This is a genomic window from Pseudomonas fluorescens (assembly GCF_005938625.1).
GTDB classification, from domain to species: domain Bacteria; phylum Pseudomonadota; class Gammaproteobacteria; order Pseudomonadales; family Pseudomonadaceae; genus Aquipseudomonas; species Aquipseudomonas fluorescens_BD.
In genome coordinates this window covers 90,601-104,167 of record NZ_VCNJ01000022.1, presented here as the reverse complement: position 1 = coordinate 104,167, position 13,567 = coordinate 90,601, and the positions used below count along the sequence as shown (strand labels likewise).

General features: G+C 59.2%; 12 protein-coding genes. 3 read left to right on the top strand and 9 right to left on the bottom strand.

Features of this window, described 5'->3' with window-relative positions; translation table 11 throughout:
- Nucleotides 1-249: 249 nt before the first annotated feature.
- Nucleotides 250-642: a 30S ribosomal protein S9 gene (gene rpsI, locus FGA82_RS14370; RefSeq protein ID WP_008080273.1), complete on the bottom strand. Its 393-nt coding sequence runs from the start codon at nucleotides 640-642 to the stop codon at nucleotides 250-252.
- Between the two features lie 14 nt (nucleotides 643-656).
- Nucleotides 657-1,085 carry a 50S ribosomal protein L13 gene (gene rplM, locus FGA82_RS14365; protein WP_007917032.1) on the bottom strand — a complete coding sequence of 143 codons (429 nt, stop codon included), beginning with the start codon at nucleotides 1,083-1,085 and terminating at the stop codon, nucleotides 657-659.
- A 245-nt stretch (nucleotides 1,086-1,330) separates the two neighbouring features.
- Between rplM and FGA82_RS14360 the strand changes: the two genes are divergently transcribed.
- Nucleotides 1,331-2,371 (top strand): NADP(H)-dependent aldo-keto reductase, encoded by a 1,041-nt coding sequence (locus tag FGA82_RS14360; protein ID WP_141127572.1) that lies wholly within the window; start codon nucleotides 1,331-1,333, stop codon nucleotides 2,369-2,371.
- A 128-nt stretch (nucleotides 2,372-2,499) separates the two neighbouring features.
- On the opposite strand, the gene FGA82_RS14355 is transcribed toward FGA82_RS14360, so the two are convergent.
- Nucleotides 2,500-3,636 (bottom strand): acyl-CoA dehydrogenase family protein, encoded by a 1,137-nt coding sequence (locus FGA82_RS14355; protein WP_141127571.1) that lies wholly within the window; start codon nucleotides 3,634-3,636, stop codon nucleotides 2,500-2,502.
- A 250-nt stretch (nucleotides 3,637-3,886) separates the two neighbouring features.
- Here FGA82_RS14355 and FGA82_RS14350 point away from each other — a divergent pair, with 250 nt between their 5' ends.
- Nucleotides 3,887-4,783 (top strand): GlxA family transcriptional regulator, encoded by an 897-nt coding sequence (locus FGA82_RS14350; protein ID WP_171057287.1) that lies wholly within the window; start codon nucleotides 3,887-3,889, stop codon nucleotides 4,781-4,783.
- Between the two features lie 200 nt (nucleotides 4,784-4,983).
- Here FGA82_RS14350 and zapE read toward each other — a convergent pair whose 3' ends face one another.
- The 3 genes from zapE to FGA82_RS14335 all read right to left on the bottom strand — a co-directional run bounded on the left by zapE (nucleotide 4,984) and on the right by FGA82_RS14335 (nucleotide 8,178).
- Complete coding sequence (zapE, locus tag FGA82_RS14345) at nucleotides 4,984-6,078, bottom strand: cell division protein ZapE (protein ID WP_038361044.1); 1,095 nt, start codon at nucleotides 6,076-6,078, stop codon at nucleotides 4,984-4,986.
- Nucleotides 6,079-6,168: 90 nt separating this feature from the next.
- On the bottom strand, nucleotides 6,169-7,524 hold the full coding sequence (locus tag FGA82_RS14340) for a tryptophan--tRNA ligase (RefSeq protein WP_034156484.1): 1,356 nt from the start codon (nucleotides 7,522-7,524) through the stop codon (nucleotides 6,169-6,171).
- Between the two features lie 24 nt (nucleotides 7,525-7,548).
- A complete protein-coding gene (locus FGA82_RS14335; RefSeq protein WP_141127570.1) occupies nucleotides 7,549-8,178 on the bottom strand; it encodes an alpha/beta hydrolase in 630 nt (209 codons plus the stop codon).
- A gap of 144 nt (nucleotides 8,179-8,322) precedes the next feature.
- Between FGA82_RS14335 and FGA82_RS14330 the strand changes: the two genes are divergently transcribed.
- Nucleotides 8,323-8,757 carry a YhcB family protein gene (locus FGA82_RS14330; RefSeq protein ID WP_141127569.1) on the top strand — a complete coding sequence of 145 codons (435 nt, stop codon included), beginning with the start codon at nucleotides 8,323-8,325 and terminating at the stop codon, nucleotides 8,755-8,757.
- Nucleotides 8,758-9,007: 250 nt separating this feature from the next.
- Here FGA82_RS14330 and FGA82_RS14325 read toward each other — a convergent pair whose 3' ends face one another.
- From FGA82_RS14325 to FGA82_RS14315, 3 genes are all read right to left on the bottom strand, one after another.
- A complete protein-coding gene (locus FGA82_RS14325) occupies nucleotides 9,008-9,745 on the bottom strand; it encodes an OmpA family protein (protein ID WP_141127568.1) in 738 nt (245 codons plus the stop codon).
- 116 nt (nucleotides 9,746-9,861) lie between these two features.
- Nucleotides 9,862-10,506, bottom strand: a complete 645-nt coding sequence (locus FGA82_RS14320) for an MBL fold metallo-hydrolase (protein WP_123595758.1) — start codon at nucleotides 10,504-10,506, stop codon at nucleotides 9,862-9,864.
- A 64-nt stretch (nucleotides 10,507-10,570) separates the two neighbouring features.
- The gene (locus FGA82_RS14315) at nucleotides 10,571-13,306 is read right to left on the bottom strand and encodes a LuxR C-terminal-related transcriptional regulator (protein ID WP_141127567.1); all 2,736 of its coding nucleotides are present in this window, start codon (nucleotides 13,304-13,306) and stop codon (nucleotides 10,571-10,573) included.
- Nucleotides 13,307-13,567: the final 261 nt, after the last annotated feature.

Sequence of the window (13,567 nt, the reverse complement as noted above, 5' to 3'; positions counted from 1 at the left end):
TTGTGGCCTGTTAAATCAGGCATCTACTAAATAAATCAATGTTACTTATAAAAATTTTGCCGAGATGGTAATGAAAAGCCCCAATTCTGACAAGGGAATTACCCGGAGCTCATACCCTCAAGCCTTGCAGTATAGGGGGTCTACGGAAGTGGCAAGTTGTCGCAGCGCAATTCTTTGATAAATCACAGGCATAAAAAAACGCCCGCTTCCGTGAGGAGGCGGGCGTTCTTTTTGAACGTGGAAGCGGAATTAACGCTTCGAGTACTGCGGACGCTTACGCGCTTTACGCAGACCAACTTTCTTACGTTCAACTTCACGGGCGTCGCGAGTAACGAAGCCAGCTTTGCGCAGAGCGCCACGCAGGGTTTCGTCGTAGTCCATCAGAGCGCGAGTGATGCCGTGGCGGATTGCGCCAGCTTGACCACTTACACCACCGCCGATCACGGTGACGTAGATGTCGAACTTCTCGACAGTCTCAGTCAGCTCCAGCGGCTGGCGAACTACCATGCGGGCAGTTTCACGGCCGAAGAAGTTTTCCAGCGAACGGTTGTTGATGGAGATGTTACCAGTACCCGGACGCAGGAAAACGCGTGCGGTTGCGGTCTTGCGACGGCCAGTGCCGTAATTTTGAGTCGCCGACATAATGTACTATTCCGTTAAAACTTCAGTTCTTGGGGCTGCTGAGCAGTATGTGGGTGTGCAGCGCCCGCATAGACTTTCAGCTTACGGTACATGTCGCGACCCAGTGGGTTTTTAGGCAGCATGCCTTTAACCGCGGTCTCGATCACGCGCTCAGGGGCTTTAGCGATCAGCTTTTCAAAGTTGATCGACTTGATGCCGCCCGGGAAACCGGAGTGGGAGTAGTACATTTTGTCAGTGGTTTTAGCACCGGTAACACGAATCTGCTCAGCATTGATTACGACGATGTAGTCGCCGGTATCAACGTGAGGAGTGTACTCAGGCTTGTGCTTGCCACGCAGACGGCTCGCGATTTCGGTGGCCAGACGACCCAGGGTCTGACCAGCAGCGTCGACGACAAACCAGTCGCGCTTTACTGTTTCCGGTTTAGCAGTAAAAGTTTTCATTCTTTATAGCCTCAGGGGCCGCCCTGTAAATTAGACGGCGGATCTTACTGAATAGTGCGTACTTTGACAAGTCAAAGGCAGCCGGATACAGACGCTTTCGGGGGCTCGGGTCGGCGCGTCCGTTCAACGGCAAGATTCTTCGGCGGCGGCGCATCACTTCCACTGCAGAAAGAGGTCGGCAATTATGCAGATTGCGAAAAATATTTCAACCTGCTTTTATGATTGTTTTGCCCAAGGAGCACCTGATGGACTATCGCCAGCTAGGCCGTACCGACCTGAACGTGAGTGCAATCTGCCTCGGCACCATGACCTGGGGCGAGCAAAACACTGAAGCTGAAGCCTTCGCGCAGATAGAAAGGGCCAAGGAAGCCGGGATCAATTTCATCGACACCGCCGAGATGTACCCGGTGCCGCCGAAAGCCGAAACCTACGCCACCACCGAACGCTACATCGGCAATTACTTCAAAAGTCGCGGTGACCGCGCCGACTGGATCCTTGCCAGCAAGATCGCCGGCCCGGGCAACACCATTGACTACATCCGCGACAAAAACCTGCGCCACAACCGCCAGCACATCACCGCAGCGGTGGACGCGAGCCTCGAGCGCCTGCAGACCGACTACATCGATCTGTACCAACTGCACTGGCCGGAGCGCAGCACCAACTTTTTCGGACAGCTGGGCTACAAGCACAAGATCGAAGCCAACCTGACGCCGCTCGAAGACACCCTCGAAGCGCTCGACGAACAGGTGAAGGCCGGCAAGATCCGCCACATCGGCCTGTCCAACGAAACCCCGTGGGGCACCATGCGTTTCCTGGCGCTCGCTGAAGCCCGTGGCTGGCCGCGTGCGGTGTCGATCCAGAACCCGTACAACCTGCTCAACCGCAGTTTCGAAGTAGGTCTGGCAGAAATCGCCATCCGCGAACAGTGCGGCTTGCTCGCCTATTCGCCGCTGGCTTTCGGTTTCCTGTCAGGCAAGTACGAAGGTGGCGCCCGCCCGCCGAAAGGACGTCTGAGCCTCTACAGTCGCTTCAGCCGCTATTTCAATGCGCAGTCGGAAGCAGCGTGCAGTCGTTATGTGGCACTGGCCCGTGAACACGGTCTGGATCCGGCGCAGATGGCGTTGGCGTTCGTCACACAGCAACCGTTCGTCACCAGCAACATCATTGGGGCGACGACGCTTGAGCAACTGGAGAGCAACATCGCCAGCTTCGATCTGAAGCTGTCGGATGAAGTGCTGGAAGGGATCGAGGCGATTCACAAGGATCATCCGAATCCTGCGCCTTGATCCCCCCTTCCCGCCTGATCGTTCCCACGCTCCGCGTGGGAATGCATCCCGTGACGCTCCGCGTCACATCCACAGCGTAACGCGGAGCGTCCCCGGCGGCATGCCCACGCAGAGCGTGGGAACGATCATCAAAGCGACCGCGCAATAATTTCCTTCATGATTTCATTGGTACCGGCGTAAATCCGCTGCACCCGCGCATCCGCCCACGCCCGGGCCACCGGGTATTCCCACATGAAGCCGTAGCCGCCATGCAATTGCACGCACTCGTCGAGCACCTTGCATTGCAGGTCAGTGCCCCAGTATTTGGCCATTGCCGCGGTTGGCACATCCAGTTTGCCTTGCAGATGCAATTCAAGACATTTGTCGACGAACACTCGACCGATCTGGATTTCAGTCGCCATCTCGGCCAGCTTGAAGCGCGTGTTCTGGAAGTCGGCAATGGCTTTGCCAAACGCCTTGCGATCTCGGGTGTAATCGAGCGTCCACTGCAACGCTGCTTCGGCCGAGGCGAGGCCACCGATCGCCACTGTCAGACGTTCCTGCGGCAATTCCTGCATCAGGTAAGCGAAGCCTGCCCCGGCCTGCCCCAGAAGGTTTTCCTTGGGCACACGCACATCCTGGAAGAACAGCTCCGAGGTGTCCTGCGCCTTCATGCCGACCTTTTCCAGGCGCTTGCCCTTGTCGAAGCCCGGCGTATTCGCTTCCACCAGAAACAGGCTGGTGCCCTTGGCGCCGGCCTTCGGATCGGTCTTGGCGACGACGATCACCAGGTCCGCGAGGAAGCCGTTGGTGATAAAGGTTTTCGAACCGTTGATCACATACTCGTCACCGTCCAGCACAGCGCTGGTCTTCACGCCTTGCAGATCGGAACCAGCGCCCGGCTCGGTCATGGCGATGGCCGTGACCATCTCGCCCGAAACCAGTTTCGGCAGGTATTTTTGCTTCAGTGCTTCGCTGCCGTAATGCAGGATGTACGGCGCAACAATGTCCGAATGCAGCGAGAAACCGATGCCGGTCAAACCGAGCCGACCGACCTCCTCGATCACCACGGCGCTGTAAAGAAAATCCGCCCCCAACCCGCCGTACTCTTCAGGCAGGTGCGAGCAGAGCATCCCCGCCTCGCCTGCCTTGTTCCACAGTTTGCGGTCGATATAGCCTTGCTTCTCCCATTGCGCATGAAACGGCACGGCCTCTTTTTCGAGGAAGGTTCGTACGCTGTCGCGAAACAATTCGTGCTCGGGGCTAAACAAGGTTCTGGGGATCATGCGGCACCTTTCTTTCTTGTTGGAGGGAGATGACCTTCAGAGACTAAGCCTCCCCTCTGACACAGGACACTGGACACATCCGACAAAAAATAAGACGATCCAGCCGTCTGGTGACCACTTTCCCTTATAAAAACAAAACAAAAGTTGAATTATGTCCAAGCAAGTCTCCACGCCCTTGCGGCGCGTCAGCATCCTGGCAATCGACCGGGTTTTCGCCTCCACTCTCATGCAAGCCAAGGATTTCTTCCATCTGGCCAGCCTGCGTTATGGCAAACAACTGGGCCACGGCCTGACACCGGCGTTCGAAACACGCCTGGTCAGCCCCGACGGCAAACCGGTGAACAGCTTCAGTGACGTCGTAATGCCGGTCGACGGCGGCCTGGAAAACGCCGATGTCATTATCCTCCCGGCGTTCTGGGACGATTTCGATACGCTGTGCAGCCGTTATCCACAAGTCCTGCCGTGGCTGCGCGAACAACACTCGCGCGGCGCGGTATTATGCGGCGAAGCCACCGGGGTGTTCTGGCTGGCCGAGGCCGGTCTGCTCAACGGCAAGGAAGCGACCACCTATTGGCGCTTCTTCAATGCCTTCGCCGAGCGCTTCCCCAAGGTTTATCTCAATCAGGACAAGCACCTGACCGATGCCGACAACTTGTATTGCGCTGGCGGCACCACCTCAGCCTGCGACCTTTACATCTACTTGATCGAGCGTTTCTGTGGGGCCAACGTCGCGCAAGCCGTAGCCCGCGACATTCTCTACGAAGTGCAGCGCAGCTATGCGCCGGGACGCATTGGTTTCGGTGGGCAGAAGCTGCACCAGGACGTGATCATCCTGCAGATCCAGCACTGGCTCGAAGAGCATTTCGCCGACAAATTCCGCTTCGAAGACGTGGCGCGTGAGCATGGCATGAGCATCCGCAATTTCATGCGGCGCTTCCAGACGGCCACGGGTGACAAGCCGCTGCATTACCTGCAACGGCTGCGCATCGAGACGGCGAAAGGCTTGCTGTCCGGCAGCCGCAAGAGCATCAAGACCATCAGTTATGAGGTCGGTTACGACGATGCGAGCTTCTTTGCGCGGCTGTTCCGCCAGCACACCGAGCTGTCACCGAACCAGTATCGGCAGCAGTTTCAGCAGGCTGCGTAACCCCTCCCCGATGATCGTTCCCACGCTCTGCGTGGGAATGCCGCCAATGGACGCTCTGCGTCCGCCCCGGAATGTGACGCAGAGCGTCACGGTATGCATTCCCACGCGGAGCGTGGGAATGATCAGTGTGCGCGGGCCGGTGAACTCGAGATAAAAAAAGGGCCTGCAATTGCAGGCCCTTTTTTTTTTCGCGACTCTGTTTAAGGCTTATGCGCCCGCGACAGGAATTCGTGCGATTGCATCTCCAGCAAACGGCTCAGCGTGCGCTGGAATTCGAAGTTCAGACGGCCGCCGGTGTACAGATCTTTCAGCTCGACTTCAGCAGAAATGATCAGCTTCACGTTGCGGTCGTAGAACTCGTCGACCATGTTGATGAAACGGCGGGCGATGTCGTCGGTGGTGACGCTCATCTGCTCGACACCGCTGAGCAACACAGCGTGGAAAATCTTGCCCAGTTCGATGTAGTCGTTCTGGCTACGCGGGCCGTCGCACAGTTCGCGGAAGTCGAACCACGCCACGTCATCGCAGGTACGCAGGGCACGGATTTCACGGTTTTCGATGATCAGTACATCGTTCTCGACCGCGGCAGTGCACTCCGGCGTCAGTGCCTTGAAGCTCTTGCGCAGGCTTTCGTGAGCAGCTTCGTCGAGCGGATAGTGGAACAGCTCCGCTTGTTCGAGGTGGCGCAGACGGTAGTCGACGCCGCTGTCGACGTTGACGATCTCGGTGTTCTGCTTGATCAGCGCAATCGCGGGCAAGAAGCGCGCGCGTTGCAAGCCGTCCTTGTACAAGCCATCGGGAACGATGTTCGAGGTCGCGACCAGGGTCACGCCATTCTTGAACAGCTCTTCCATCAGGGTGCCGAGGATCATCGCGTCGGTGATGTCGGAAACGAAGAACTCATCGAAGCAGATCACCCGCGACTCGGTCGCGAAGCGCTTGGCGATGATGGTCAGCGGATTTTTCTCGCCGCCGAGGGTTTTCATCTCTTCGTGAACACGCTTCATGAAGCGGTGGAAGTGGGTGCGGGTCTTTTCCTTGAACGGCAGCGCTTCAAAGAAGGTGTCGACCAGATAAGTTTTACCGCGACCTACGCCGCCCCAGAAATACAGGCCCTTGACCGGCGTCTGATCTTTTTTGCCAAACAGCTTGCTCAGCAGACCCGGCTTGTTCTGATCGGCGGCGATCAGATCCTCGTACAGACGCTGCAAATGACGCACAGCAGTTTCCTGCGCGGCGTCATGGAAGAAGTCCGGGCGTTTCAGATCAGCTTGGTATCGTTCTAGGGGCGTCATAATTCGTTAGCAAGGCAACAAAAACGGGCCGTCACTGTAGCGACGGCCCGTAGGAATGGCAATCGGCCCTTGGTCGGACCGTGCCGCCGATTAGTCCTGAACCGGGGTCAGCGCAACGCGCAGAGCCTCGATGGCCGCGTCCCGCGCAGCAGCGTCGGCGAACGCCGGGCTGTCGCCAACGCACTCGCCTTCCAGCCAGACGCTGAAGCTCAGGTCTTCGCTGCGCACATCCAGCGGCTGGCCGGATTGCAGTTGCTTGGTCACCTGCCCGGCGGTTTTACCGTCGGCGAAGTTGCGCGACAGCAGCAGTTGCTCGCCATCAGCCGCCAGCAAACGGAAACGGAAGCTGCCGTCGTCTTCGCGGAAGCTGACGAAACGCGCGGCTTTCGCGGCTTTCTTCTTGGTCGTCGCGGCAACCTGAACCTGATTGACGAAGGAGCGCAGGCCAACGGCTTCGCGCAGTTCGTTGAGGAACGGCGTTGCCACGGCGCGGGCCTTCTTGGCACCGATCTGCAGAATGTCTTCCAGATCCGCCGGGCGCTCGATCAACTGGTGATACTTGTCGCGCGCTTCGCCGAGATCGTTGTCGAGCAGCTGGAACAGACGGTTCTTCGCCTCACCCCAACCCAGGCCGCCCAACAATTCGCTACGGAATTCATCAGCCTGCGCTGGTGTGGCGAAAGCCTGGAACAGCGTGAACAGGTGCGAGTTGTCCGGATCCTTGGCTTCGCCTGGCGCTTTGGAGTCGGTGACGATCCGTGAGATCGCGTCCTTCATCTCTTTGGCGCTGGAGAACAACGGGATGGTGTTGTCGTAGCTCTTCGACATCTTGCGACCGTCGAGGCCCGGCAACGTCGCCACGCTTTCTTCAATCAGCGCTTCGGGCATGGTGAAGAATTCTTTGCCCTGACCGAACAGGTGGTTGAAACGCTGGCCAATGTCGCGGGCCATTTCCACGTGCTGGATCTGGTCACGACCGACCGGCACTTTGTGCGCGTTGAACATCAGGATGTCCGCCGCCATCAGCACCGGGTAGCTGTAGAGGCCCATGGTGATGCCGGCGTCCGGGTCTTCACCGGTTTCGACGTTCTTGTCCACCGAGGCCTTGTAGGCGTGCGCACGGTTGAGCAGGCCCTTGGCGGCAACGCAGGTCAGCAGCCAGGTCAGCTCGGGGATTTCCGGGATGTCGGACTGGCGGTAGAAGGTTACGCGGTCGACATCGAGGCCACCGGCCAGCCAGGTCGCGGCGATTTCCAGACGCGAGCGCTGGATACGCAGCGGGTCATCGCATTTGATCAGGGCGTGGTAGTCGGCCAGGAAGTAGAACGAATCGGCATTGCTGTCGCGGCTGGCGAGGATCGCCGGGCGGATGGCGCCGGCGTAGTTGCCCAGGTGCGGCGTGCCGGTGGTGGTGATGCCGGTGAGGATACGGGTACGGTTCGTCATGGGTAATCGCTTGTCAGACTGCAATCAATTCGAGAGACGCGGCAGGATCAGATCCTTGAGATCGGTCAGCTTGCCATGAAAAAAGTGTCCGCATTCTGCCACTTTCAGCAGCTCATGGGGGCGCTGGAGTTGTTCCGACCAGTCGTAAACCAGCTGTGGATCGATGACTTCGTCGGTTTCTGGCTGGATCACTGTGAGTTCACCGTGCTGCGGCAGTTGGTCCTGTTCGCCCAGACGCATCACCGCCGGCGCGACCATGAACAGGTGCTTGAGCTGCACGCCTTGGGCTTCAAGACGACCGCCGAGACTTGCTGCAACAAATCCGCCGAAGGAAAAACCGAACAGGGTCAGCGGCAGATCCGGGTGTTTCTCGCGCAGCCACTTAGCGGCGGCCTGAGCATCGTCGACCTCGCCGGTGCCCATGTCGTGGGAACCTTCGCTGGCACCAACGCCGCGATAGTTGAAGCGCAAGGTGATCAGGCCCGCGTCGCGCGCGGTGCGCTGCAGGGTCGAGACGACCTTGTTGAGCATGGTGCCGCCCTGCACCGGGTTCGGATGGCAGATCAGCGCGATGCCGATTGGCAGCTCGTTATCCAGGTACAGAGACTCAAGTTGACCCACCGGGCCGTCAATCACTACAGGGGTTTCACGCATCAGCAAGGAAGGAACTCCGTGACCTCGAATCGGGTCGACTCGTCTAGCAAATTGTCTGTGCCAATCTATTGCGAGTGAATCGCGGTATACAGCGCAGGTTCGAGCCGTTAACGTAAAGCAAAGCCGTTTATAGAGGAAGGACTCGTGGAACACTCGCTCTTAGTTTGGTTGTTACCGACTCTTGCCCTGGTTGTGGGTGTCGCCATTGGATTCCTGATCGCGCGCGTTGCGCCGAACGCCGCGCCGAGCCGTACGCAGCGTCAACTGGATGATATCCAGGAGCGTTTCGACAGTTATCAAAACGAGGTGGTCACCCACTTCAACAGCACCGCGATGCTGGTCAAGAAACTGACCCAGAGCTATCAGGAAGTGCAGGATCACCTCGCCGAGGGCGCCAACCGTCTGGCCCTGGACGAGCAAACCCGCCAGCGCCTGATGGCCGCCCTGCACGCCGACGCGGCAGCCGCGCCACGCGAACGCCTGACGCCACCGCGCGATCAGGAGCCACCACGTGATTACGCGCCGAAGACCCCGAACTCGCCGGGCATGCTCGATGAGCACTATGGTCTGAAGAAGTAATCAGCCTGCGCTGACAAACAAAAAGCCCCCGGACAGTGATGTGTCCGGGGGCTTTTTTGTGTCTGTAATCTTCGGTGTTTGTAGCGGCCCCTTCGCGAGCAAGCTCGCTCCCACAAGGTTATGTGTGGAACACAGGTTTTGTGTACACCATCAATACCTGTGGTAGCGAGCTTGCTCGCGAAGAGGCCGGCACTGCCCAACAAAAAATGCCCGATCAGCGGATCGGGCATTTCTTCATTCAGGCAAGCGCTTACGGATACTGCTGAACCGTACCCGGCTGCTGTTGCTGCTGGCCACCATACTGCTGGCCCGGGATCGCCTTCAGGTTGACCTCGACCCGACGGTTTTGCGCCCGGCCATTCACGTCGCCGTTGCTGGCAATCGGGTTATCCGGACCGGCACCACGGGCCGAGAGGTTGGCACCGCTGACACCCTGCGAAGTCAGGTAGGTCGCCACGCTCTGCGCACGACGCTGGGACAGGTCCATGTTGTGCTGACGGCTACCGGTGCTGTCGGTGTAGCCAACGATTTCGATCTGGTTCTGGCTGAACTCTTTCAACGAACCCGCGAGATTATTCAGCGGTTGGTAGAAGCTGGAGGCGATGTTCGCCGAATCGGTAGCGAAGGTAATGTTGCCCGGCATGATCAGCTTGATCTGATCGCCCTGACGCTGCACTTCAACACCGGTGTTGGCCATGCTGGCGCGCAGCTTGGCTTCCTGCTTGTCAGCGTAGTAGCCGTAACCGGCCGCCGAAGCACCGACCACGGCCGCACCGATCAAGGCGCCCTTGCCACGATTGTTGTGGTCGATGGCGGCACCGGCCAGTGCACCGGCCAGCGCACCGAGGCCACCGTACTTGGCGGTTTTGCTCATGCCCTGCGAGCCACCGTCGGCCTGGCCCTGATTGTCATACGGGTTAGGCGAGGCACAGCCGGACAGCAAGGCCACAGCAGTAGCGACAATAATCAAACGACGCTTGGTGAACATGAAGAGCTCCTACTTTTGTGCATTCTGTGGTGCAGCGGCCGTTTGGCAATGGACCTCTGCGGGCGTTGGATCATGACAATGCACAAAAATTCCGCCGCACACTCGTGACAAAATATTTAGGCCCGCACAAACGGGTTTTCGCGCATCTCATCGCCCAGACGCGTGTCCGGCCCATGTCCGGTCACTACGGTCGCGTCCTCGTCCAAGGTGTATAGGCGCTGCTTGATCGAACGCACGATGGTCGCCTGATCACCGCCCCACAAATCCGTGCGCCCTACGCCGCGACGAAACAACGTGTCACCGGCAATCAACAGCTTAGCCTCGGAAAACCAAAAGCTCATGGAACCGGGTGTATGTCCCGGCGTATGCAGGGCAACGCCGCAACCACAGGCCAGTTCTTCATCGTCACTCAACCAGCGATCTGGCGATGGCACCGGGGTGTATGGCACACCGAACATCTGGCACTGCATTTCGAGGTTGTCCCAAAGGAACTGGTCTTCCTTGTGCAAATGCAGGGTCGCGCCGGTTTTCTCTTTCATCTGACCTGAGGCCAAGAAGTGATCGAGATGCGCGTGGGTATGGATGATGCTGACCACTTTCAGGCCATGCGCATCGAGACGCGCCATGATCAGATCAGGGTTGCCACCCGGGTCGACGACGATGGCTTTCTTGGTGACCGGATCGCCGATGATCGTGCAATTGCACTGGAGCGGGCCGACGGGGAAGGTTTCACGGATCAGCGCTGAGCCTGGAACGGTCATGGGGGGTAATCCTGGAAAAATAGTCAACAACGGTCGGAACCGGACAATCGGGATTTTACCGTCGCTAAATCATTAACCCCAGCTCTTTGGCCCGCGCCACCGCCTGCGTGCGCCGCTCAACCCCCAACTTGCTGTTGATATGGCTGGCGTGGGTTTTCACGGTGTGCAGGGAAATGAACAATTGCTCGCTGATCTCCTGATTCGAGCAGCCTTGAGCGATCAGGCGCAGAACGGCCAGTTCTCGACTGCTGAGCTGTTCGGCCACCGAAACCTCAGCGACGGGACGCGCAGCGGGAACAGGCAGGTGTTCGAGCAATTGCTGACTGACGGCTGTCGACGCGCTCACTAACAATTGCGCGCGCAACCAGTCGCCATGCTCCTTCACTAGCAGATCGAAAGGCTGCGCCACGCCGCCTGTCGCCGCCTCCAGCGCCTGATTCAGTGCTTTTCTGGCCTCCGGCTCACGCCCCCCCACCAGCAGCAATGCCACCTTCTGCGTCAACGCCATTACACTGAGCAACTGTCGCCCGGTTTGCTGGCCGTTCTCATGCAGCACGTTCAACCGCCCTTCGGCGAGCATCGGTTGCCCCTGAATCATGTCCAGCAGCGCTTGTTGCAACTCCACATGCAGCGGCAGCTGTGGATGAAACTCCGGTGGCGCAGCGGCGCGCTCGCCGGTGTAAGTCTGGCCCAGTCGTGCGAGCCACGCCTCGGCCAGATCGGTGCGGCCCTGCGCCAGCCACAGTTCACATTTGACCAGGGTGATCATCGCCAGGTAGTAGATCGGCGGCACGTCCCAGATGTGCATCAGGCGTTCGGCTTCAGCGAGTTCGGCAAAGGCCTTGGCGAACTCGCCAGTGGCGCCGTCCAGGCGGGCGATTACGCAGTGGCCGATCAACACGCTGATATCGCGACAGGCGCGTGCCTCGCCGATCCCGGCCATCAAACGCACGCGTGCCGCCTGAGGCTGCAAGCGCATGGCCAACAGGAAACCCTCATACAACGTCAGCCGTGCGCGCACTGCGTACAGGCGTTGTGGCGACAAGCCGCGCAAGCGCTCCAGGCCCTGATGAACTTCGTCGAGGGAGCGCAGGATTTCGCCGCGAGCCTGCAACACCCGCGCACGATCGTAGTGCGCCAGTGCTTCGAACAACGGATTGCCGACACGCTGCGCCAGCTCCAGGGATTCGCGGTTAAGACCGCGAGCACGCCACAGATCGCCATCGGCAATGGCCAGATTGGACAGGGTGGATAAGCACATCAGCCGCTGGCCATAACGTTTGGCCGGCAGACTTTCCAGCGCCTCGGTGCAATAGCACAACGTCAGCTCACGATGGCCGCGCCCCCGGGCAATGATCCCGCTCAGCGCCAGCCATTGCGCGAGCATCGACTTTTGCGCGGTAGCGGAAGGCGCCGGCAGAAAGCGGCTCAGGTGGCTGGACAACTCTTCGGCGGCATCGAGCTGACAGGCCAGCCCCAGCGCCCAGCTGTACAACACGATCAAGCGTGGCGTGCTGATCAACAGGCTGTCGGGCAAGTCCATCTTCCAGCGCAGCAGCATCCCGACGTTTTGCTCGGCCAGCAGTTGCTCCTCGGAGAGGTTCTGCACCAGGTTCGCGGCGACATCGAGGTGGCCGGCGCGCAACGCCTGCTCGACCGCCTCATCCAGCAGCCCTTGCGCGTTGAACCAGCGACAGGCACGCAGGTGCAGCGTGGCCGTCGGCACCATCGCTTGGGCAATCGGCCGGCTGCGCAACAGATCCGAGAACAGATGGTGATAGCGATACCAGTGACCGTGCTCGTCCAGCGGCACCAGAAAGACCTGATGCGCCAGCAGAAAACGCAGGATCTCGGCGCTGTCATGAGCTTCACGCACGGCATCGCACAGTTCGCTGCAAAAACGCTCTTGCGGTGCGGTGTCGTAGAGAAAGGCCTGTACTTCGGCGGGCAGGCAATCGATGACTTCTTCGAGCAGATAATCGCGGATCAGCCCTTCCCCGCCGTTCAGCGCTTGTGGCAGCGCCGCATCACTGCCCGCTTCGGACACCGCCAGCAGCCAGAAACGCAAACCGGCGACCCAGCCTTCACTGCGCTGGATCAGGTTTTCCAGTGCCTCACCGCGCAACGAACTGCTATGCCGATCGAGCAAGGTCAGGGCTTCGTCGTGGGTCAGGCGCAGATCCGCCTCATGCAGTTCCAGTAACTGCCGGGACAGACGCAAGCGTGCCAGATGCCAGTCCGGACGCTGGCGGCTGGTGACCATGACCAGCAAGCCATCGGGCAGATGGTTGAGGAAAAATTGCAGGCAGCGATCGAGCACCGGGCCTTGCGCAAGATGGTAATCGTCGAGCACCAGTAGCAGCGGTGCGCCGGGGTCGAGGTGCAGGGTCAGTTCATCAAGCAAGCCGTCGAGCCATTCTTCGAAGGCAAACGGCTGATGGCGCTGGCGCATTTTCAGCAGTCCCAGTGCGCGACTACCCAGTTGCGGAAAGTAGTCCTGCAAGCCTTCAAGCAAACGTTCAAGAAAGCGTCCGGGGTCGCTGTCGCGAGGACTCAGGCCCAGCCAGAGGCTTTGCCAATGCGCCGGCAGACTCTGACAGAACTCCACCGCCAGCGAACTTTTGCCGAACCCGGCGGGGGCGCTGACCAGCAACAGCCGCCCACCGAGCCCGGCCTGCAGGCGCTCGCAAAGACGTGGTCGCAAGACGTAGCCGTCGGGCAACGGCGGGCGAAAAAAACGCCCGTCCAGTGCCGCGACGGCAACGCTTGCGGGACCCGGAAGTGGGGACAGATCAGTCATGGCCGGCTCTTGTTCGAATTGCTGTTGGCGGCGTTGCAGATGTCCGCAGACTAGCCTTAAACGAACCGGTTATGAAGGTTACTGCTACAAATGGCTACAAAAAGGCTACACCCACCTTTGGACCCACCCCTGTAGGAGCTGCCGAAGGCTGCGATCTTTTGATCTGGCTTTTGTTGTTGAAAAGTCAAAATCAAAAGATCGCAGCCTGCGGCAACTCCTACAAAAGCGGTTCAACATTGCGCCAGAAAAAGCAAAAAAAAG